Consider the following 19,510-nt stretch of genomic DNA (forward strand, 5'->3'; position numbering starts at 1 on the left):
TCGAGCCTAACCTATGAAACTCCTTATTACTGGCGGCGCGGGCTTTATCGGCTCAGCCGTGATTCGTCATGTTATTGCCAACACTGCTGATAGTGTAATCATTGTCGACAAGCTCACCTATGCAGGCAATTTGGAATCATTGGCCGAGGTCAGCGATAGCGAGCGCTATCATTTCGAGCAGGTCGATATCTGCGACCGCGCCGAGCTTGAGCGGGTGTTCAAGCAGCATCAACCGGAGGCGGTCATGCATCTGGCCGCAGAAAGCCACGTGGACCGTTCGATCGATGGCCCCGCTGCATTTATCGAGACCAACATCGTCGGTACCTATACGCTGCTGGAAGTTGCACGTAGCTATTGGCGTGAGTTAGATGAAAAGCGCAAGAGCCGCTTCCGCTTTCATCATATATCTACTGACGAGGTCTTCGGTGATCTGGATGGTCCGGAAGCGCTTTTTACCGAGCAGACCCCCTATGCCCCCAGCTCGCCGTATTCTGCCAGCAAGGCCAGTTCCGACCATCTAGTGCGTGCCTGGCGGCGTACCTACGGCCTACCCACGTTGATCACCAACTGCTCGAATAATTATGGGCCGTATCATTTTCCCGAAAAGCTCATACCGTTAATGATCCTCAATGCGCTGGAAGGCAAACCGCTGCCGGTGTACGGCAAGGGGGAACAAATTCGCGACTGGTTGCACGTCGAAGATCATGCTCGCGCTTTGTATAGGGTTGTCACCGAAGGCAAAGTCGGCGAGACCTACAATATCGGCGGCCACAACGAGAAGCAGAACATCGAAGTGGTTCATACCATTTGCGCCTTGCTGGAGGAATTGGTTCCATCGTCTTCCCCTTATACCTCACTTATTACTTACGTCGCTGATCGGCCTGGCCATGATCTGCGTTATGCCATCGATGCTGGCAAGATTCAGCGCGAACTCGGCTGGGTGCCACAAGAGACCTTTGACTCCGGTATTCGCAAAACGGTGCTGTGGTACTTGGAGAATCAGGAATGGTGCCGGCGGGTGCAGGATGGTAGTTATCAGCGTGAGCGTCTGGGCATGGCTAATGAGGTGGATGTATGAGAATCCTGCTGCTGGGCAAGAACGGCCAGGTGGGCTGGGAACTGCAACGCTCGCTGGCTCCGCTGGGCGAGGTGATAGCACTCGACCGGCAAGGAGAGCACAAGGAGGGCAAGCTTAGCGGGGATCTGACCGATCTGGATGGACTGCGCCAGACGCTCCGAACTGTAAAGCCGCAGGTTATTGTCAACGCGGCGGCCTATACTGCCGTGGACCGTGCCGAGGAAGAGCGTGAGTTGGCCACGACGATCAACGCCTCGGCCCCCGGCGTACTGGCCGACGAAGCCAAATCATTGAATTCGCTGCTGGTACATTATTCCACTGACTATGTTTTCAATGGCAGCGGCAACACGCCTTGGAAAGAAACGGATACCCCAGAACCGCTTAATCACTATGGCGCCAGCAAGCTGGCTGGCGAACATGCCATTCAGGCCAGTGGTTGCCGCCATCTAATATTCCGCACCAGTTGGGTCTATGCTGCGCGTGGGCGGAATTTCTTGGCGACCATGGCTAAGCTGATTCGTGAGCGCGAGGTGCTAAAAGTCGTTAGCGACCAGATCGGCGCGCCTACGGGAGCGGAGTTAATTGCAGACGTGACGGCTCGGGCCCTCACGCAGATCGGTCAGAACGATCCATCGGAAGGGCTTTATCATTTAGTAGCCAGTGGCGAAACCAGTTGGCACGGCTATGCCACTTTTATCGCCGAATGGTTCCGAGCGCAGGGTTTTACTGTTCAGGCCATGCCTAAATGCATAGAGGCGCTACCTACCAGTAAGTATCCGACTCCGGCAATGCGTCCGCTCAACTCACGTCTGGAAACCAGCAAACTGCAACGTGACTTCAAGCTGAGACTGCCGGATTGGCACGAAGGCGTGTCTCGCGCCCTGGGTGAGCACATCGCAACGAGCATTTAATAAGGTGGAAACTATGTCACGCAAGGGAATCATTCTGGCTGGGGGCAGTGGCACCCGGCTTTACCCTATAACCAAAGGACTATCGAAGCAGCTGCTGCCGATCTATGACAAGCCGATGATCTACTATCCGCTATCGGTGCTGATGCTGGCGGGGATTCAGGAGATCTTGGTAATTACCACGCCGGAAGACCAAGCAGGCTTCCAGCGTCTGTTGGGCGATGGCAGCCAGTTCGGCATTTCGCTCACCTACGCTGTACAGCCGAGTCCCGATGGGCTAGCACAGGCATTTATCATTGGTGAAAAGTTTATCGGCGATGATTCGGTATGCCTTGTGCTAGGCGATAATATTTACCATGGTCCTGGCTTGAGTAAGCTGTTGCAGCAGGCCAGTGCGCGTGTAAGCGGTGCTACGGTATTTGGCTATCGAGTGACCGATCCTGAGCGTTTCGGGGTGGTAGAGTTCGATGAAAATAAACGCGCTATTTCCATTGAGGAGAAGCCTGCCAACCCCAAATCTCACTATGCAGTGACCGGATTGTATTTTTACGATAATGATGTGATCGAAATTGCCAAAGCGGTTAAACCTTCACATCGTGGTGAGTTGGAAATTACCAGTGTCAACCAAGCGTACTTGGAACGCGGCGATCTGAATGTCGAACTCCTTGGGCGTGGCTATGCTTGGCTGGATACCGGCACTTTCGACTCGCTTCACGAGGCATCCGGCTATATTGAAACACTTGAAAAGCGTCAGGGGCTAAAGGTGGCCTGCCTAGAGGAGGTGGCCTATCGAATGGGCTATATCGATCAGCACCAGTTGCTATTGCAGGCCGAAGAACTAAAGAAGAATAGTTATGGTGAGTATTTAAAACAACTGGCTGCGCAGGAGAGTTAAATGGAGATCACCCCCACCCGTCTTCCCGAAGTCAAGCTTATCAAGCCCAAAGTCTTCGGCGATGAGCGAGGCTTCTTCATGGAAACTTGGAATGAACGAATCTTTCAAGAGGCGGGAATCAATGCTCGCTTTGTGCAGGACAATCACAGCCGCTCGATAAAAAATACTTTGCGTGGCCTCCATTACCAATTGTCGCCCCATGCCCAAGGCAAGTTAGTACGCGTCACAATGGGCGAAGTATTTGATGTGGCTGTGGATATTCGCAAAAGCTCGCCTACCTTCGGACATTGGGTGGGGGTGTATCTATCCAGTGATAATAAACACCAGCTCTGGATCCCACCTGGTTTCGCCCATGGTTTTTTGGCGACCAGCGATGTTGCGGAATTTCAGTATAAGTGTACCGATTTCTACGCGCCCGATTGCGAGGCTAGCATTCACTGGGATGACGTCGAGCTGAACATAGACTGGCCAGTCAAGAGCCAACCGCTGGTCTCGGACAAGGACAAGCAGGCTCTGTCTTTTCGTGATGCGGAGTGCTTCAGCTGAAACTCGATAGGTTCGGTCGCTGGGTCGCCATGGTACGTGGTGATGGATTGCCTGCCCAGTTGATGCGCGGCGCCTTGGGAGTGGGTGGGCTCAATCTGCTTGCCTTGCCGCTGGTGCTAGCGTCTTCCATCCTGCTTGCTCGCGGGTTAGGGCCGGAGGGGTTTGGTAGGTATACATTCGTGATCACTCTGATTACGACCCTTTCTATTCCGCTGGCCCCGGCGCTGATGCAACTCACTACACGTGAAACCGCCGGCATGCACCTTACTGGTGATAACAGCCGAATTCGCGCGCTCTTGCAATGGGCCAATCACTACGTCCTGCTTGGCAGTGTTATGGTCATCACCGTAGTGGGTGGGGTTGCCCTCTGGAATGCCGACTGGCGAGACGACGACCGCTGGACATTGTTGTTGCTGGGCCTGATGGCCCTGCCGCTTCTGGGGCTTAATGCTGTTCGGGCGGGTGTGTTAGCGGGTTTACGACGGGTAGTGCAGGGGCAGTTTCCCGATTTGTTCGTCCGGCCACTGGTTCTTCTGCTGGCTGCCGTAACCATGCTGGTGGCAGGTGCCCTGACCCCGTTGACCGCCGTGGTTTCATTTCTTGCTGGGGCGGTGATGGCCTTCGCCGTTGGAGCCGCGCTTTTGAAGCGCACGATTCCTGAAAGTGAAGAAGAATCCGTGCCAAAGGACTCCGTGCAGAACAGGCAATGGCTGCGTGCCTGGCTGCCGTTCACACTACTGGCCGCCGCCAGCACCCTGAACGCACAGATCGGTATCCTCCTTTTAGGCTGGCTGAGCACGGATGACCAAGTGGCCGCCATGCAGGTCGCCGAGCGGGGCGCGATGCTGGTGGTGATGTCCCTGACCGTGATGAACTTGGTCATTGGTCCGCACATCACCCAAGTATACCGTTCCGGCGATCGCAAAAGGCTCCAGGCGCTCAGTCGCCAGTCTGCACGGATGGCGTTGGTGGTGGCATTGCCCATCGCGCTGCCGCTGATCTTTTTTGGCGGGCCGATTATAAGCATCGTATTTGGTGCGAATTATGCGGAGATAGCAACCTTACCGTTGGCAATCCTTGCGGTCGGCCAACTTATCAATGTTGTTTTTGGATCAGTTGGCAGACTTCTCGTGATGAGCGGTTATGAAAAACATTCTTTAATTGCTCAATTTATTGCACTAGTTGTGGCTGTGGCAGGGTGTTTTGCTTTAATACCTAATTATGGTGCTGTCGGAGCTGCTTCTGCAATTTCTTTTGGGCTTATGGTTTGGAATTTAATGTTGTCTTACAAGGTCTATAAGATACTTGGCATTCGCCCTGGCGCCGTCTGAGGTTAGAAAAAATGTATTTGGGAAAAACGGTAAGAGCGATAAGTAAGTCTGCCTGCCGCGCGTATTGTATGCTTGGCGAATACTTTTCTAATTCAGGTCGTCAAGTTGACTTTATAGTTGGGGGTGTGCAAAAAGGAGGTACCAGTGCGCTTGACTGGTACCTTCGAAAACACCCCCAAATATGTATGGCAGGCCGCAAAGAAGTACATTTTTTTGATAATGAGATTGTACAAAAACTTCCCTCCCGGATTCGACTGTCTTACTACCGCTCTTTTTTTAATTCTTGCGAATGTAGCAAGGTCTTAGGGGAAGCTACTCCTATATATATATGGTGGCCGAAATCCTTGGAAAGGATTAAGGCTTATAACCCTAATATTAAATTGATCTTTGTGTTTCGCGATCCTGTTTATAGGGCATATAGCCACTGGAATATGGAGCGTCAGCGTGGCTTCGAGAAGGATTCGTTTTCAAATTCTATTCGACGCGAAGGTGCCGATAAGGATCAATCGAGGATATCGTCTTATGTCTCTCGTGGTTTTTATTCCAGCCAGATAAAACATGCAAAAAGCTTGTTTTCAGGGGAGCAATTGCTTTTTATTAAGCAGGAAGAACTCTTAGATGAGCCAGGTTCAGCCCTGCAAAGGGTGACTAACTTCCTTGGGTTGTCAGCGATGGGAGATGTGCAGTATAAGCGGGTTCATTCTCGGGAATATGAATATCCTATAAGCTTTGAAGATGAAAGGTTTCTAAGGGATCTGTTTCGTTCTGATATTGAGGAAGTTGAGCGTGAGGTAGGATGGGATTTGAGCGATTGGAAGAAAATCAGCGATTAATTGCGGAGTGAAGGGGTTCGTTTTGAGTGATCCTATAGTATTTATTGGTATGCACAGATCTGGCACTAGCCTGCTAGGCCGCCTGCTTGAAAAATTGGGCCTGTTTGTTGGAGAAAATAAAGATGAAAATAATGAAGCGCTCTTTTTTCTTGAAATAAATAACTGGTTGATGGCTCAATGCGGTGCGCGTTGGGACCAGCCTGAACCGATTAGCAATTTATGGGAAGAAAATTCTGCGCAGGTACTAGAATCTTCAAAGGACTACGTGAGGAGCCTGATGCACTCTCCGCGTGCTGTTCGTTATCTGGGCTTGCAACGTTATCTCCGATCTCGGGCAATTCCAAAACTTAATGCTCCCTGGGGATGGAAGGATCCTAGAAACACTTACACGCTTCCATTCTGGTTAGGGTTATTCCCTGAGGCACGAGTGATTTTTATTGAAAGACATGGTGTAGATGTGGCTCAGAGCTTGCGCGTGCGAGCTGGTCGATCTATTGAAACAACAGCCACTAAATACGAGAAGTTTAAGTCAATTGCATGGGTTAGGCCGAAGCGGGGTGGCTTTTGTGAGTCACCTCGCTGCTTGTCTCTTGAAGGTGGTTTTTCATTATGGGAAACCTATAATAAGCAGGCTCAAGTGCAGTTGAAGGATGTTCCAAATGATAGAGTATTTCGTGTGCGTTACGAGGAGTTGCTTGCAGACCCTGAAACTATTTTAAACGATGCAGCAATTTTTTGCGGTTTGTCAGTAAGCAAAGAAAGAATAAAATCGGTAGCTAGGTCAATTAATTTTAATCGCGCGTACTCGTATCGAAATGATAAAGAATTATTGAAGTTTGCCGACTTAAATAAGGATCGGTTAGGGTGTTGGCGCTACTATTCATAATAACTGCTAACTGATCTGGGCAGGTAAGTGCCTATGCGTAAATTCTTGCGTACCATCAGTGTAAAGGAATCTAACATGAATGGTACCATGGCGAGGCACTTCGTTACCCTTCTCACCGAATCTGATCGGCAAGCGTTGATAGCAGCCTATCATTATGGGGAAAGGGGACCTTGCTCCATCGTTATCATGCCTTATGCTGAGTCATTCCGTGTTTGGTCTCGAGAACAATGGTTCGGGTCGTCATAACCTCTAGGGCTCTTTTTGCCATTGTTCATGGATAAAACCAATCGGGGTTTTTGCCCTTGAGCGCCCGGAGTGGCCGGGCACTGTTATAAGCCCACAGATAATATTGCGGATGGATTTGCAACTTCACCAGCGAGGTGTTGTGCAACGCTCCGGTTGTCGCCTCCTTGATCATGCGATTATCCGCCCCATCTGCCCGTTGGTATAAGGATAGGCTTCGTTAGCCGATGCTCGATTCTATGTCAGTAGCAGACCACAGCGACTTATAGGCTTCTGCCCCGGCCTCGTAGTACCTTCGGTACAACCTAGCCAGAGGCAGCCATTGAGACTCAAGAGGTCTTTGTATTACTCTCATCATTGCAAGGAAGACCGACTATGCCTGCCTCCCCTCAGCTTATGTCAGATACCGTTTGTGTCGCGGTCGATATTACAAAGCGATACCAAGATGTGTTGGTTCGCTGGCCCGATGGTCGTGAAAAGGTGCTTGATGCCTAATAGGCGCATTAGGCACGACGAGCTGATTCGGTTCATGAAGCACAGGTAGCCCCTGCTGGCCGTTCTGGAGCGCGCGGTGGATTGCCATCGGGCCCTTGCCCTCATCCTTGGCAGGGGCTCGGGTTCGAGAGGCGCTGTATTCCTCATGTGACAAACATGACCGAAAGGGTGCACGGGTTCTGATGTATCTGCTGACCCAAGGCATAACGCATCCTTTTCATGATCCTCTCCGAGAGGGATATTTCGACCTTCAGAAGATTTCGAATGCCTACCAGCATATCGCTAGGGCCCGAACGCGTTGCCAGCATAGCCTAGTCAACCACTACTTGGCGCTGTACCTCCCGGGCGTGGAACGCTACCTCAGTGCGTCCCGGGCCCATTGGTTCTGTCATTTCCTTCTGGCGTTTCCCACCCCGGCACTGCATTGAATCGCGCGGCGTTTGTCGAGGCCGCCTAGGTAAGGGGAGGGCGCTAGGTGATTAAGCAGCAGTTTCTGGATAGTATCTGCGTGTAAGAGGCCGGATGATAGATTAAGCCGTAGGGCCGCAAGGACCTCGTAGATAATGGTTGAGCCTGCCCGCCAGGATGTCATGAGTCTCTGTTAAGCTCTCTCGAGCCTAATATTTTGGTTCGGACCTATGCAACTATGGACCCACCGATCCGGAGATGGCGGGCTGGAAGGAATGACTTGCCTTACTGATGTCTGAGCTATGCTGATCGGAAAGAAACTTTTTGATCATGAGGACTCTTCTATCGCAAGTACCCCATTGTCCGTCAGGACCGTATGGACGCGATAAGACAGGGCCTGCAGCGTCTCTACGAGGAAGTCGGCGGCGATGTGCCTCGTGATTTGTCGATACAGTTGGGCATGAACGAACCTGGAGGTCCGATCCACGGCGACGAATAGGTAGGCCTTGCCCTCACCCGAGCGGATTACACAGATATCGATGTGCAGGTAGCCGATCGGGCAACATTGAAGAGTTTCAGTTCACGCGTCGGCTCGTTGCAGGTTCGATCGGGTGAACGAGGAAATCTCTCGCTAGAGCGCGTCAAGGCAGTATCGAGGGGTAACAGCTCTTTCTTATGCCGAAAGGGGACAGCAGCGGCTCATACTCTACGGGACCTCACACGTGGTTTGTTCCGTCGGGATATTCATGAGTATCTTATATTGAGATATTTAGCTAATGAAATTTAGTATTTCGAGATTCCATGAGTTAGTATTGCTTAGTTTATGGGCGATTGTTTTACTGTTTCTAACGAGACAGTTTCCCTTCAGCAGTTACTCGGTTCTAATGAACCTGTCCTTGCTTGCTTTTTTTGTTTTAAGCTTTAGGGGCATTTGTAGAGTTTGCAGGAAAAATATAGGAGCATGCCTTCTGCTTTTTCTAGGTTTGCTTATAGTTACATTTCATGTTTTTTATTCGGTTACGTTAGGAAATGACCTTTTTTTGATCATTAGGTTTGCCCTTATTGCTTCCCTTTTGCTTATATGTTATTTCGTTATTCCTCATACCAACTACATCAACCTTTTTTTGTTCTTTTTGACTCTTCAAGCTGTTTTTTTGATTGCTTTTGAAATTTATATGGTTTGGAATTATTTTTCTCAAGATTACTCTGAGGTCAGAAATTTTTTTCGAGTTAACGAGTGGGGGGATGTATATACTTTTAATGGCTACTTTTGGAAAATCCAACTAAAAGGAAATGCGTTAATACCTTTTGCCTTGTTTGTTTCCTTGATATATTTCCAAGGAAAAAAAAGATTTGCTTATTCCGTGCTATTTATTTTGGCAATCATAGTTGCTGGTAACTTCGCTTTTGTTCTCGGCACGGCATTGTTTCTGGTTTTGTTTTATTTTCTTAAGAATAGACTAACCTTGATTGATCTAACGAATAAAATGACCCTTATGTCTATATTGTTTTTGGTTTTTCTTATTCCGGTATCATCCTATCTGGCGGAAGTTGTACAAATTAAATCTTCCCATTCAAACCCTGTAAGGATTGATCAAGCGGTTGTATTGATGGAGAATGTGGGTCAACAACCGTTTCTAGGTATGGGGTTTGGTAATTTGGTCAATAAAGCAACTGAGTTTAGGGACTATTCGGGTAGTATATATTACGAACTACAAGCTCTTTACTTTATTAACCAAATGGGAATATTGTTTTTCAGCTTTTTTGCAGTATTACATGCTGCTTTTACACTATTGTTTATTAGATACAAGTTATTAATTGCAAGCTATCTTAGTTACATTTTGTATTCTTTATTTAATCCGTATTTATTGGATACTAACCATATTGTTGTTATTGTCGTTTTGGTGAGTTTGAAGAAGGTGATGGATGATGGCAGAAGTTTACTCAATACTAGTGTCTTACAACCCAAATATATCCGAGTTGAACCAAGCAGTAGACCGGCTCTTATTGCAGACAAAGCGAGTGATAGTTTGTAATAACTCTGATTTTTCAGTTGAATTTAATCATCAGCGCGTCAAGGTTTTTAACTTCTATGAGAACTTAGGCATTGCAAAGGCTCAAAATATTGGTATGAAATGGGCGTTCGAAAATGGTGCTGAATTTATATTGCAAATTGATCAAGATAGTATCCCTGATAGTCGGTTAGTGAAAAATCTTTTAGCCTGTCATGAAACGCTGACTAAATTAGGATATAAAATTGGTTTGGTTGGCTCGCAAGATTATGACAAAGATACAAATGAGCTTAGTGTCGCTAAGGTAAAAAAAGGGAGGGTTATTGAAGGGACTTCATATATTAAAGTTGACCAAGTTCTGAGCTCGGGAAGCTTGATCCCTTTTTCAACATACAATTGCGTTGGCGGTATGGATGATGGCTTATTTATAGATGCTGTTGATTCTGAATACTGTTGGCGGACAGCAAAATTTGGTTATTTGGTTGTAAAAGATCCAAGTTCATTGATGGCACATAAGCTGGGAGAGGGAAAAAAGAAAATTCTCGGGTTTGCTTATGTTGGCGTTCCTGCGCCTGTCAGACATTATTACCAAGTCAGAAATTTTTTTCTATTATGCCGTAGAGATTATGCTCCTTTATACTGGAAAGCATCTAATGCATTTAAGCTTGTCTTCAAGCTTGTTTTCTACCCTTTTGTGTTGAGTGATGGTAAGAGGCGGTTCTATTACATGCTTAAAGGTGTTAAACATGGATTTTCGGCAAGGGTGGGTAGGTTTGAATAATTTTAAATGATCAGCTGATCAAAGATTCCGAGTTTTGTAAGGTGGTGAAAAAGCTGAATGCCCACCCCCAGTAAGCGACTAGCATGGAGCACCGTGTCGCCTTCCCAATAGCCAAATAACAAGCGGTCTTCCACCTCGGCAGGGCGATGCTCGATACTCATATGATGAGGGATCTTACCGAGGCCGGCTGGTATGACCAGATGACGATCACAACGCTGCTCAGGTTGCCGCAGAACCTGCCAGAAATCACCGCCACGGATCTTGTCGTTCAGGATCAGTGAGTTGATGCATTCATGGCTTAGTCGGATGCCATTGGCCTTTGCCATCAAGCCGCTGATGTATACAGGACCCCATTCGTCCCGCAGCTGTCGGGCTACTTAGCGGACGAGGTTGGGCAAGTGCTTGGCCGCCTTCCAGGCAAGCCGGCGTCGCCGGTCGCTGAGGGCGTGCTCCTGATCATATCCCTGACAACTGGTATTGTGACGGATCTCTTGGCTGATCGTGCTGCTGTGAATGCCTTGTTCGCTGGCGATCTGGCGCTGGCTTGTCCCGGACTCAATACGGGGGAATATCTGATATCGTTGCTTCTGGGTCAGTTGTCGATTTTCCATGCTCTGCTTCACTTTGGTCAGTAAGACAGGCAAAGTACAAGCGCTGGTCCTCCTGCCTCTACCTTGTGGCACTAAAGTGCTGCGGCTATTCTATGAATCCAGAGTTTCCTTGGTAGAATTAATAGGAAGCCCTTCCACATAGTAGTTGCTCCGCTCGTTACTTTAATTATATTCTGAGGTTTCGAAAAATGTTTTGTGTACTGCTTTCCGTTTACAAGAAAGAGAAGCCAGAATATTTTCATGAGGCTTTTTCTAGCATTTGGTTTAACCAACAGTTGAAGCCAGACCAAATAGTTTTGGTAAAAGATGGTCCCCTTACGCCAGAGCTTAATGCAGTAATCATGCGGTGGAAAGAAATTCTGGGTGACGTGATTACTATTGTTAACCTGTCAAAAAACGCTGGTCTGGGGGCGGCTCTTAATGCAGGGATTAAGTTATGCAAGTACGAATTGATTGCGAGAATGGATACAGATGACGTAGCTTTTCCGGATCGCTTTGAAAAACAGGTGTCCTTCATGATAGAGCATCCTGAAATTGCAGTTTCTAGTGGCCAAATTGAAGAGTGGGATCAGGGGTTATGTAAGAAGTTGTATGAAAGACACCTTCCGCTGAAACACGAAGATATCGTTATTTTTGCCAAAAAACGTTCTCCAATTAGCCATCCTGCTGTTATATTCCGTAAATCTGCTGTGCAAGAAGTTAATGGCTATCCAAAAATATACCCTGAAGATTTTCCTTTGTGGGTCAGCATGATTGTGGCAGGATACAAATTTGCTAATTTGCCAGATTTCGTTCTAAAAATGCGAGTGGGTGATGCTTTAATGAAGCGCAGGGGGAGGGGGTTTTTAAAAGGTGAGGTTTCGGTTTTTCGACACATGCTGAGATTGGGGTTTATTGATAAGCCACAGTTTATTTATAATGTTGCAAGTAGGGCCGCTGTAAGGCTATCTCCATGGTTTGCAAAAAAAATATTTTATAGGTCTTTTCGCTAACTCATATATGCCGATGCCGTCTCTTGACATTACTTTTTCAATTTTTTAATTTCTCCTGCGCGAATTTGGTTTGAACCAGTAAAAGCAGCACCTGTGGTTTTCTATCTTGTATGTCGGTCCAATGAGCAAGTTCAACACCTGACTTATCAGGTACAGTATTGCCCGCCTTAGCGTTATCGGCATCTCATCGCTGAAGGCCGAGCCGCCATCATCATGATGCGTGCCACATAAGATCTTGGCCATCGCGGTTACCTGGACCCTGCCCAAAGTCCCGAGCCGCGAGAACTCACTCGCCGCTCTGCCAGTCTCGCCACAAGCTACGATGCCAACCTGGCAGGTCCAGGTTTGGTTGGCACACTATCGCCCTTGTCGGCTCCCTAAGCTATATCCCGACGGGGAGCTGTTCAAACAGTTGATCTATTTACTGCGCAAGTACTGGTTCGATCAGCATCCACATGCGACCACACAATACCGAGGATCGCCTGATGCCCGGCCATTGGAAGGGCGATATGACCATAGATGCCAATAACCGGTCGCCGCCGGCACGCTGGGTAAGCGCATCACTTGGTTGGTACCTCTGGCGTAGCTGTTGGCACTACCATTACGCTGCCATCGGGTCAGTGATAAGCTGAAAGAGGACCGCGATTCATGCTTCTCTCTATGATTTACGAGCAAGGCAAAGAAATGATGATGCACGCCGAAATTACCAAGCAGACCGGCACTTTTACCAACTGAATGGGTCGAGATGAATATATTAATTACAGGCGCAAGTGGCTTTGTTGGAAGACGGTTGCTTGCAACACTCGCCGCTCAGGAAGGGGTATTTGCCCAAGGGGCCTCTCGCCGCGCCTCCAGAGCTTCTGGTCAAGATATTGTCCGTTGCGGAAACCTTTCGGCTACATGCGAATGGCAACATCTTCTGAACGGTATGGACGTTGTCGTACACTGTGCAGCCCGAGCTCATGTGCTCAATGACTCTACTAATGATCCGTGGGCAGCATTTTACCAAGCTAATGTACAGGGCACCCTGAGTCTAGCCAGCCAGGCCGTACAAGCAGGCGTCAAGCGGTTCGTGTTCATAAGCACAATCGGAGTCAACGGCAGCAAGAACACTATACCCTTCACTGAACATCATCTCCCCCAGCCGGTTGACCCTTATGCCCGCTCCAAGTGGCAGGCAGAAGTGGGACTGAAAGATATTGCAAAAAAAACGGGCTTGGAGTTGGTAATCGTCCGGCCACCTTTAATCTATGGGCCAGATGCCCCCGGCAATTTCGGCTTGCTCTCTACGGTGGCTACCAAGGGCCTACCACTGCCCTTGGCAGGCATCAATAACCGCCGCTCCTTCGTATCGGTGTGGAATCTCGTAGATTTCATCATGCATTGTATCAATCATCCCAATGCGTCTGGAGAAACTTTTTTGGTGGCGGATGGGGAGGATGTCTCTACGTCTGAATTATTATACAAACTTGCGCGTGCTGCAGGTAGGCCATCGCGCTTGTTCTGGCTACCCGCTTCATGGCTGAAAGCGGGAGCGACGGCTTTGGGTAAGCGCGGCGTCTATGATCGGTTGTTCGATTCCTTGCAGGTTGACGCCAGTCATGCAAGACGCACGCTAGGTTGGGTGCCACCCTTGAGCCTTGATGATGGGCTTGAGCGCTGTTTTCTCCATCAGGATGAAGGCTGTATTTCATGATTCGATTCCTAGACGTGGTTTTTTCCGCTCTCGGCCTGCTGTTCGGCTTGCCGGCGATGGTGGTGCTTTATGTGATTGGCTATTTTGATACCGGCTCGCCGCTCTTTTGTCAGGAGCGGGTAGGGCGATTTAAGAAGCCTTTCGTTCTGGTGAAGTTTCGAACCATGAATCCAAATACAGCATCGGTGGCTTCGCACTTGGCCGATGTTTCCTCTATTACCCCATTCGGTAGCTTTTTGAGACGTACCAAACTTGATGAGCTGCCCCAGCTCTGGAATGTGTTTAAAGGAGATATGAGCTTGGTGGGGCCGCGCCCCTGCCTGTTTAACCAGCAGGAGTTGATCGATGCGCGGGAACTGTGCAATATTTATGACGCTCGGCCCGGTATTACCGGCTTGGCGCAGGTCAAGGGTATTGACATGTCTACGCCACAGCTGCTTGCCGAAACAGATCAGCGGATGCTAAGCGAGCTGACGGTGCCGGCGTACTTCCGCTACATCCTGCTAACATTGTCAGGCAAAGGCGCAGGGGATCGAGTTAGGCCGAGTGGCAAATTTGACTAATCCCGAGTTGTCTGAAGTGGTCAAATTGAAGCAAGCACCAGTGTGAGAGATCTGAAGCCTCGATCCGCCACTATAAGTAATTGAGTCGATGAATGTTCTGCCACTCAAGGAGAGATCCATTGTGGCTAGGCGGCCGCCCCAGCTTGTTGAAGAACACCCGCTGGCAACACTTAGCGAGCTCACGGACGCCTTTTCCGGCGGAAAGGCCTCTCCGTGCATCACATGACCATACGCAGGCGCCTGGAAGTAATGGGCATCCGGCGTGAACGCGCGGCAACACTTCCTGCCCGCTAGGTGTTTGGTCCCGTGAAGTAATGGTTCGGGTCGTCGTAAAACCTTTCGGGCTCTTTCTGGCATTGCTCAAGCATAAATCCAATCGGTGATTTGCCCCTGAGCGCCCTGAGTGGCCGGGCACTGTTATAGGCCCATAGGTAATCATCCAGGTGGGACTGGAGCTGACCCAGCGAGGTGTAATGGAACGCCCGGGTCGTTGCTGCCTTGATGGTGCGGTTCATACGTTCCACCCGTCCGTTGGTCCAGGGGTGGAAGGGCTTCGTCAGCCGATGCTCGATACCGTGGCGGTAACAGACGACATCGAAGATATGTGGCTTACAGGCTTCTGTCCCGGCCTTCGCACCCCATTGTCCTTAGCACCGTATGGACGCGGTAAGGCAAGGCCTGCAGCGTGTCTTCGAGGAAGTCGGCGGCGATTTGCCTCGTCATTTGTCGATACAGCTGGGCATAACGAACTTGGAGGTCCGGTCCACGGCGACGAATAGGTAAGCCTTGCCCTCACCCGTGCGGATCTCACTGATATCGACGTACAGGTAGCCGATCGGGTAACGCTTGAACGGCTTCTTCTCACGTTTCTGGTCGCCAGCCCTTGGCAACTGGCTGATGCCGTGCCGTTGGTAGAGCCGATGCAGGCTTGAGCGGGTTAGGGAAGGGATCTCTCGCTGAAGCGCATGAAGACAATCATCGAGGGTAACAGGGTCTTCTGCCGGAAGGTGACGGCCGCTGCTTCCTCCAGGGACGTCAGCGACGTGGAGCGAGGCAACCTGGTTCCCATCCGGGTGTCTTCGACGGTATCTCGGCTGCGCCACTTCCATACGGTCTTGGGGTTGATACCGAAGCGACGGCTCAACGTCGCGGTCGACTCCGTCGATCGCTGTATCTCTGCTCGGATGGCGTGCGTGGTCGTGGCGCGTTTATGAAGAATCTGAGCCATGGGTCATCCTCCGATAATGGTTCGTAAGATAGACCATTACTCTTCGGGACCACACGCTTAGGATGAGCCTGGATGGTCAGGCCGCCTCGGCTTCGCCCAAGCGCATGGTCTACCGGTTCCCGAGAGCCTCTTTTTTACCACCGCCAGCGGCAGAGCGAGTCGCTCGAACGAGGTGGAATCGGCCATCAAGGTATCGAACTCCATGTAGCAATCTTCTCAGAGCTTCAGGTGTGGGCGTGACAGATGCTTTTGAGTGTGCCGTCATCTCGCCACCGCCGAAATCGCTGGTAGACCGTCTTCCAAGGGCTGAAGCGCTCGGGCAGATCCCGCCACTGGCGCCAGAGCAGAGGATCCAGAAGATGCCGTTTAGCATCTGCCGGTCATCGTGTCGTGGGCGCCCACGCCCGGCGGGCGTGTCAGGCAAAACGATATCTTCAAACAATGCCCAACCCTGATCGGACATCTCGTAACGTCACTACCGAGACAACCCTCCAAGCCTGATGGAGGAAAGGCTAGCAAGACGTCATTTTCAGACAAAGCGTAGTAGCACGAAATTTCGAAACTCCACACTTAGGAACCACTGAACAACCCAGTCAGGTAACCTGAAACAAGGTGCTCGACCTTGGTGTGGATGCTGGCCTTGAGCATCTCGATCTCCAACCGCAGCGTTCAGCGGGACGTTATCCATCGTCTTGGTGATGTTGCGCTTGGCCACGACGCAGCACTGGGAATCCGGATCGTCCTTCTCTTCGTCCAGGTATTTTCCGATGCCGGTGTAGTCGGCATTGTCGTACATCCGCTCGTCATTATCACGCACGAGGTGACGAAAACACTATGGGCCAGTCTGGTGACGGCATCGACACCGATATAGGTCTTCATGCCGAAAACCCCTGGTTGCCCTTCTTGGTCTGCTTCATCTTGCTTCCCCGCTGAGCCCGGGAAACAGGAAGGCGACAGCGCCTCGATCAGCCATTGCCAAGGAACCAAGATGCCCATCTGGGCCAGAAACCGTTCGCGGCGGGCAATCTTCTTCTTGTCCGAGTGCTCAGCCTGAGCGAGCAAGATCTACTTCATTGGCTGGCTCTGTCAGACAATGGCAGAAAGGCCTCATTCTACTCCATCGGTGGCTACCCGGCAGCTACGGTGGGATTAATGCAGCGTCTCCCTAACAGCTCCTGAACCGACGAGACCGGGTCAGGCGATAACTTGCCGCTCGCGCAACAACGCAATGATGGCATCCGCGGCATCCTCACTGCTCATCTCAGCGGTATTGATGTGCAGGTCAGGGTTCTCCGGGGCTTCGTAGGTGGAATCGATGCCGGTGAAATTCTTCAGCTCACCGCGGCGGGCTTTTTTGTAGAGCCCCTTGGGGTCGCGCTCTTCAGCCACGTCGAGAGGAGTGTCGATGAAAATCTCGACGAACTCGCCTTCTGCAACTAGGTCGCGGGCCAGTTGACGCTCGCTGCGGAACGGCGAGATGAAAGCGGTCAGTACGAGCAGGCCGGCGTCGACCATCAGCTTGGCCACTTCGCCTACGCGGCGGATATTTTCCACTCGGTCAGCGTCGGTGAAGCCCAAGTCGCGATTGAGACCATGGCGTACATTGTCGCCATCCAGCAGATAGGTATGCTGGCCGGCTGCGTGCAGCTTCTTCTCCACTAGGTTGGCAATGGTCGACTTACCAGCGCCGGAGAGGCCAGTGAACCACAATACCGCAGGCCGCTGGCCTTTGGAGAGTGCACGTGCCTGCTTGTCGATGTCCACATGCTGCATGTGAAGGTTCTGACTACGGCGCAGGGCAAAGTGCAGCATGCCAGCCCCCACAGTATTGTTGCTCATCCGATCAATCAGGATGAACCCGCCGGTATCGGCGTTTTCACGGTAGGCATCGAACGCCACCGGCTTGTTCAGGCTTAGAGTACAGATGCCGATGCCGTTCAGGTCGAGCTGCTTGGCCGCGGTGTGCTCCAAGGTATTGACGTTCACTTGGTATTTGATTTCTGTGATGGAGGCAGATACCGTCTGGGTGCCTAGCTTCATCAGGTAGGGGCGGCCCGGTAGCAGCGGCTGCTCGTGCATCCACACCAAGGTGGTCTCAAACTGGTCGGCCGTCTGGGCCGGCTGCTCCACACCGGAAATCACATCGCCGCGTGAGATATCGATCTCGTCTTCCAGCAACAGGGTCACAGACTGCCCAGCAATCGCTCGCTCCAGATCGCCGTCAAAGGTGTAGATGCGTGAAACCTTGCTGGTCCTGCCCGAGGGCTGGACGCGGATGGCATCGCCTGGAGCCACGCTACCGCTGGCTACCATGCCGGCGAAACCGCGGAAGTCCAAGTTAGGGCGATTGACCCACTGCACCGGCATACGGAAGGGCGCGCGCTGCAAGCGCTCCTCATCAACTTCTATGGTCTCTAGATAGGCCATCAGAGTAGGCCCGTGATACCACGGCATGTGGTGTCCATGTTCGATGACATTGTCACCTTTGAGCGCCGACATCGGGATGAAGGTAATGTTCTCCAAGCCCACCTGCTTGGCGAACCGACGATACTCCTCGGCGATCTCGTCGAAGCGTGCCTTCGAGTAATCAACGAGGTCCATCTTGTTGATTGCTACAACGACGTGACTCATGCCGATCAGGGACATAAGGAAACTATGACGGCGGGTCTGGGTCAGGATGGCGTGGCGAGCATCGACCATCAGGATGGCCGCGTCCGCGGTGGAGGCCCCAGTGACCATGTTACGCGTGTACTGCTCGTGCCCCGGCGTATCGGCCACGATGAACTTGCGCTTATCAGTGGAGAAGAAGCGGTAGGCCACGTCAATGGTGATGCCTTGCTCGCGCTCGGCGGCCAAGCCGTCGACCAGCAGTGCAAAGTCCATCTCGCTGCCCTGGGTACCATACTTCTTCGAATCCGCCTCGATGGCCGCCAGCTGATCCTCGAATAGCAGCTTGGATTCGAACAGTAACCGTCCGATCAATGTGCTCTTGCCATCATCAACGCTGCCGCAGGTGATGAAACGCAGCAACCCCTTGTGCTCGTGGGCCTTTAGGTAGCCCTCGATATCGTCGGCGATCATATCGGATGCGTGTGCCATTAGAAGTATCCCTCTTGCTTTTTCTTTTCCATGGAAGCGGCGCTGTCGTGGTCGATCACCCGACCCTGGCGCTCCGAGGTCTTGGTCAGCAGCATTTCCTGGATGATCGCCGGCAGGGTGTCGGCCTCGGATTCGATGGCGCCGGTCAGGGGATAACAGCCCAGAGTGCGAAAGCGCACCTTGCGCATCATCGGCACCTCGCCGGGCTCCAGCGGCATGCGTTCATCGTCGACCATGATCAGCGCACCATCGCGTTCCACGACTGGGCGTTCGGCGGCGTAGTAGAGCGGCACGATGGGGATATCCTGAAGGTAGATGTATTGCCAGATATCCAACTCGGTCCAGTTGGAGAGCGGAAATACACGGATTGACTCACGCTTATGCTTGCGTGTGTTGTAAAGACGCCATAACTCGGGACGCTGATTCTTCGGATCCCAACGGTGCTGGGCGGTACGGAAGGAGAATACTCGCTCCTTGGCACGAGATTTCTCCTCGTCGCGGCGGGCGCCGCCAAAGGCGGCGTCGAAGCCGTGCTTGTCCAGCGCCTGCTTAAGACCCTCGGTCTTCATCACATCGGTATGAATGGCCGAACCGTGGGTGAAAGGATTGATGTCTTTCTCAATTCCTTCAGGGTTGATATGGACCAACAGATCCATGCCCATTTCCTTGGCCATTTTGTCACGGAACTCGTACATGGCGCGGAACTTCCAGCGCGTATCCACATGAAGCAGCGGGAAGGGCGGTGGTGCCGGTGCGAAAGCCTTGCGAGCTAGGTGAAGCATGACCGCGCTGTCCTTTCCTACCGAGTAGAGCATCACTGGATTCTCGGTCTCAGTGACGACTTCTCGCATGATCTGGATGCTCTCGGCCTCCAGCTTCTGAAGATGGGTAAGTGACGTCATGGC

Annotated in this window: 18 protein-coding genes and 4 pseudogenes; 12 read left to right on the forward strand and 10 right to left on the reverse strand. The window is 51.1% G+C overall.

What is annotated here, in order from left to right:
* Window positions 1-13 precede the first annotated feature (13 nt).
* Genes rfbB through F568_RS24390 form a run of 7 tightly spaced genes read left to right on the forward strand, consistent with a single transcriptional unit; the run spans window position 14 to window position 6,477 of the window.
* Complete coding sequence (rfbB, locus tag F568_RS0110975) at window positions 14-1,078, forward strand: dTDP-glucose 4,6-dehydratase (protein WP_019018775.1); 1,065 nt, start codon at window positions 14-16, stop codon at window positions 1,076-1,078.
* The gene (rfbD, locus tag F568_RS0110980; protein ID WP_019018776.1) at window positions 1,075-1,989 is read left to right on the forward strand and encodes a dTDP-4-dehydrorhamnose reductase; all 915 of its coding nucleotides are present in this window, start codon (window positions 1,075-1,077) and stop codon (window positions 1,987-1,989) included. Before rfbB ends, rfbD begins: the two co-directional genes overlap by 4 nt.
* A 13-nt stretch (window positions 1,990-2,002) precedes the next feature.
* Window positions 2,003-2,881, forward strand: a complete 879-nt coding sequence (gene rfbA / locus F568_RS0110985; protein WP_019018777.1) for a glucose-1-phosphate thymidylyltransferase RfbA — start codon at window positions 2,003-2,005, stop codon at window positions 2,879-2,881.
* Window positions 2,882-3,427, forward strand: a complete 546-nt coding sequence (rfbC, locus tag F568_RS0110990) for a dTDP-4-dehydrorhamnose 3,5-epimerase (RefSeq protein WP_019018778.1) — start codon at window positions 2,882-2,884, stop codon at window positions 3,425-3,427.
* On the forward strand, window positions 3,415-4,758 hold the full coding sequence (locus F568_RS0110995) for an oligosaccharide flippase family protein (RefSeq protein WP_019018779.1): 1,344 nt from the start codon (window positions 3,415-3,417) through the stop codon (window positions 4,756-4,758). The genes rfbC and F568_RS0110995 overlap by 13 nt, the downstream gene beginning before the upstream one ends.
* An 11-nt stretch (window positions 4,759-4,769) precedes the next feature.
* Complete coding sequence (locus F568_RS24385; RefSeq protein ID WP_083933019.1) at window positions 4,770-5,591, forward strand: sulfotransferase family protein; 822 nt, start codon at window positions 4,770-4,772, stop codon at window positions 5,589-5,591.
* 22 nt (window positions 5,592-5,613) lie between these two features.
* Window positions 5,614-6,477 (forward strand): sulfotransferase, encoded by an 864-nt coding sequence (locus tag F568_RS24390; protein WP_156817411.1) that lies wholly within the window; start codon window positions 5,614-5,616, stop codon window positions 6,475-6,477.
* A gap of 271 nt (window positions 6,478-6,748) precedes the next feature.
* Here the strand turns inward: F568_RS24390 and F568_RS24955 are convergent, their stop codons facing one another.
* Together F568_RS24955 and F568_RS26350 are read right to left on the reverse strand one after the other, a co-directional pair.
* Complete coding sequence (locus tag F568_RS24955) at window positions 6,749-6,895, reverse strand: hypothetical protein (protein WP_156817412.1); 147 nt, start codon at window positions 6,893-6,895, stop codon at window positions 6,749-6,751.
* 1,056 nt (window positions 6,896-7,951) lie between these two features.
* Window positions 7,952-8,179, reverse strand: coding sequence for a DDE-type integrase/transposase/recombinase (locus F568_RS26350; protein ID WP_083933021.1), 228 nt, complete (start codon window positions 8,177-8,179; stop codon window positions 7,952-7,954).
* A gap of 340 nt (window positions 8,180-8,519) precedes the next feature.
* On the opposite strand from F568_RS26350, the gene F568_RS24960 reads away from it, so the two are divergent.
* Together F568_RS24960 and F568_RS22735 are read left to right on the forward strand one after the other, a co-directional pair.
* Complete coding sequence (locus F568_RS24960) at window positions 8,520-9,659, forward strand: hypothetical protein (RefSeq protein WP_156817413.1); 1,140 nt, start codon at window positions 8,520-8,522, stop codon at window positions 9,657-9,659.
* Window positions 9,553-10,416, forward strand: a complete 864-nt coding sequence (locus F568_RS22735) for a glycosyltransferase family 2 protein (RefSeq protein ID WP_040476174.1) — start codon at window positions 9,553-9,555, stop codon at window positions 10,414-10,416. Before F568_RS24960 ends, F568_RS22735 begins: the two co-directional genes overlap by 107 nt.
* A gap of 2 nt (window positions 10,417-10,418) precedes the next feature.
* On the opposite strand, the gene F568_RS24965 is transcribed toward F568_RS22735, so the two are convergent.
* Window positions 10,419-10,742: a hypothetical protein gene (locus F568_RS24965; protein ID WP_019018787.1), complete on the reverse strand. Its 324-nt coding sequence runs from the start codon at window positions 10,740-10,742 to the stop codon at window positions 10,419-10,421.
* 51 nt (window positions 10,743-10,793) lie between these two features.
* Window positions 10,794-11,027 (reverse strand): helix-turn-helix domain-containing protein, encoded by a 234-nt coding sequence (locus tag F568_RS24970; protein ID WP_156817414.1) that lies wholly within the window; start codon window positions 11,025-11,027, stop codon window positions 10,794-10,796.
* Between the two features lie 188 nt (window positions 11,028-11,215).
* On the opposite strand from F568_RS24970, the gene F568_RS0111040 reads away from it, so the two are divergent.
* The 3 genes from F568_RS0111040 (at window position 11,216) to F568_RS0111055 (ending at window position 14,278) form a co-directional block, all read left to right on the forward strand.
* Window positions 11,216-12,019 (forward strand): glycosyltransferase, encoded by an 804-nt coding sequence (locus tag F568_RS0111040; protein WP_019018789.1) that lies wholly within the window; start codon window positions 11,216-11,218, stop codon window positions 12,017-12,019.
* A gap of 745 nt (window positions 12,020-12,764) precedes the next feature.
* Window positions 12,765-13,715: an NAD-dependent epimerase/dehydratase family protein gene (locus tag F568_RS22740; protein WP_051087957.1), complete on the forward strand. Its 951-nt coding sequence runs from the start codon at window positions 12,765-12,767 to the stop codon at window positions 13,713-13,715.
* Window positions 13,712-14,278, forward strand: a complete 567-nt coding sequence (locus F568_RS0111055) for a sugar transferase (RefSeq protein WP_019018791.1) — start codon at window positions 13,712-13,714, stop codon at window positions 14,276-14,278. The genes F568_RS22740 and F568_RS0111055 overlap by 4 nt, the downstream gene beginning before the upstream one ends.
* A gap of 290 nt (window positions 14,279-14,568) precedes the next feature.
* Here the strand turns inward: F568_RS0111055 and F568_RS24405 are convergent.
* The 6 genes and pseudogenes from F568_RS24405 to cysD form a co-directional block, all read right to left on the reverse strand.
* Window positions 14,569-15,506: pseudogene (locus tag F568_RS24405) on the reverse strand (integrase core domain-containing protein).
* Window positions 15,507-15,535: 29 nt separating this feature from the next.
* A pseudogene (locus F568_RS24410) lies at window positions 15,536-15,969 on the reverse strand (IS5 family transposase); the annotation flags it as partial.
* A 353-nt stretch (window positions 15,970-16,322) separates the two neighbouring features.
* Window positions 16,323-16,426: pseudogene (locus F568_RS26355) on the reverse strand (IS5/IS1182 family transposase); the annotation flags it as partial.
* Window positions 16,425-16,571: pseudogene (locus tag F568_RS26360) on the reverse strand (IS5/IS1182 family transposase); the annotation flags it as partial. The pseudogenes F568_RS26360 and F568_RS26355, both read right to left, overlap by 2 nt.
* Before the next feature lie 129 nt (window positions 16,572-16,700).
* Window positions 16,701-18,605: a sulfate adenylyltransferase subunit CysN gene (cysN, locus tag F568_RS0111085; protein ID WP_019018796.1), complete on the reverse strand. Its 1,905-nt coding sequence runs from the start codon at window positions 18,603-18,605 to the stop codon at window positions 16,701-16,703.
* Window positions 18,605-19,507 (reverse strand): sulfate adenylyltransferase subunit CysD, encoded by a 903-nt coding sequence (gene cysD / locus F568_RS0111090; RefSeq protein WP_019018797.1) that lies wholly within the window; start codon window positions 19,505-19,507, stop codon window positions 18,605-18,607. The genes cysN and cysD overlap by 1 nt, the downstream gene beginning before the upstream one ends.
* Window positions 19,508-19,510: the final 3 nt, after the last annotated feature.

This window comes from Modicisalibacter luteus DSM 23508 (assembly GCF_000378505.1).
Taxonomy (GTDB): Bacteria; Pseudomonadota; Gammaproteobacteria; order Pseudomonadales; family Halomonadaceae; genus Modicisalibacter; species Modicisalibacter luteus.

Coding starts and splice junctions, on each gene's coding strand:
- rfbB (WP_019018775.1), top strand. CDS start 14: ATGAAACTCCTTATTACTGGCGGCGCGGGCTTTATCGGCTCAGCCGTG.
- rfbD (WP_019018776.1), top strand. CDS start 1,075: ATGAGAATCCTGCTGCTGGGCAAGAACGGCCAGGTGGGCTGGGAACTG.
- rfbA (WP_019018777.1), top strand. CDS start 2,003: ATGTCACGCAAGGGAATCATTCTGGCTGGGGGCAGTGGCACCCGGCTT.
- rfbC (WP_019018778.1), top strand. CDS start 2,882: ATGGAGATCACCCCCACCCGTCTTCCCGAAGTCAAGCTTATCAAGCCC.
- F568_RS24385 (WP_083933019.1), top strand. CDS start 4,770: ATGTATTTGGGAAAAACGGTAAGAGCGATAAGTAAGTCTGCCTGCCGC.
- F568_RS24955 (WP_156817412.1), bottom strand. CDS start 6,895: ATGATCAAGGAGGCGACAACCGGAGCGTTGCACAACACCTCGCTGGTG.
- F568_RS22735 (WP_040476174.1), top strand. CDS start 9,553: ATGGCAGAAGTTTACTCAATACTAGTGTCTTACAACCCAAATATATCC.
- F568_RS24965 (WP_019018787.1), bottom strand. CDS start 10,742: ATGGCAAAGGCCAATGGCATCCGACTAAGCCATGAATGCATCAACTCA.
- F568_RS24970 (WP_156817414.1), bottom strand. CDS start 11,027: ATGGAAAATCGACAACTGACCCAGAAGCAACGATATCAGATATTCCCC.
- F568_RS0111040 (WP_019018789.1), top strand. CDS start 11,216: ATGTTTTGTGTACTGCTTTCCGTTTACAAGAAAGAGAAGCCAGAATAT.
- F568_RS22740 (WP_051087957.1), top strand. CDS start 12,765: ATGAATATATTAATTACAGGCGCAAGTGGCTTTGTTGGAAGACGGTTG.
- F568_RS0111055 (WP_019018791.1), top strand. CDS start 13,712: ATGATTCGATTCCTAGACGTGGTTTTTTCCGCTCTCGGCCTGCTGTTC.
- cysN (WP_019018796.1), bottom strand. CDS start 18,605: ATGGCACACGCATCCGATATGATCGCCGACGATATCGAGGGCTACCTA.
- cysD (WP_019018797.1), bottom strand. CDS start 19,507: ATGACGTCACTTACCCATCTTCAGAAGCTGGAGGCCGAGAGCATCCAG.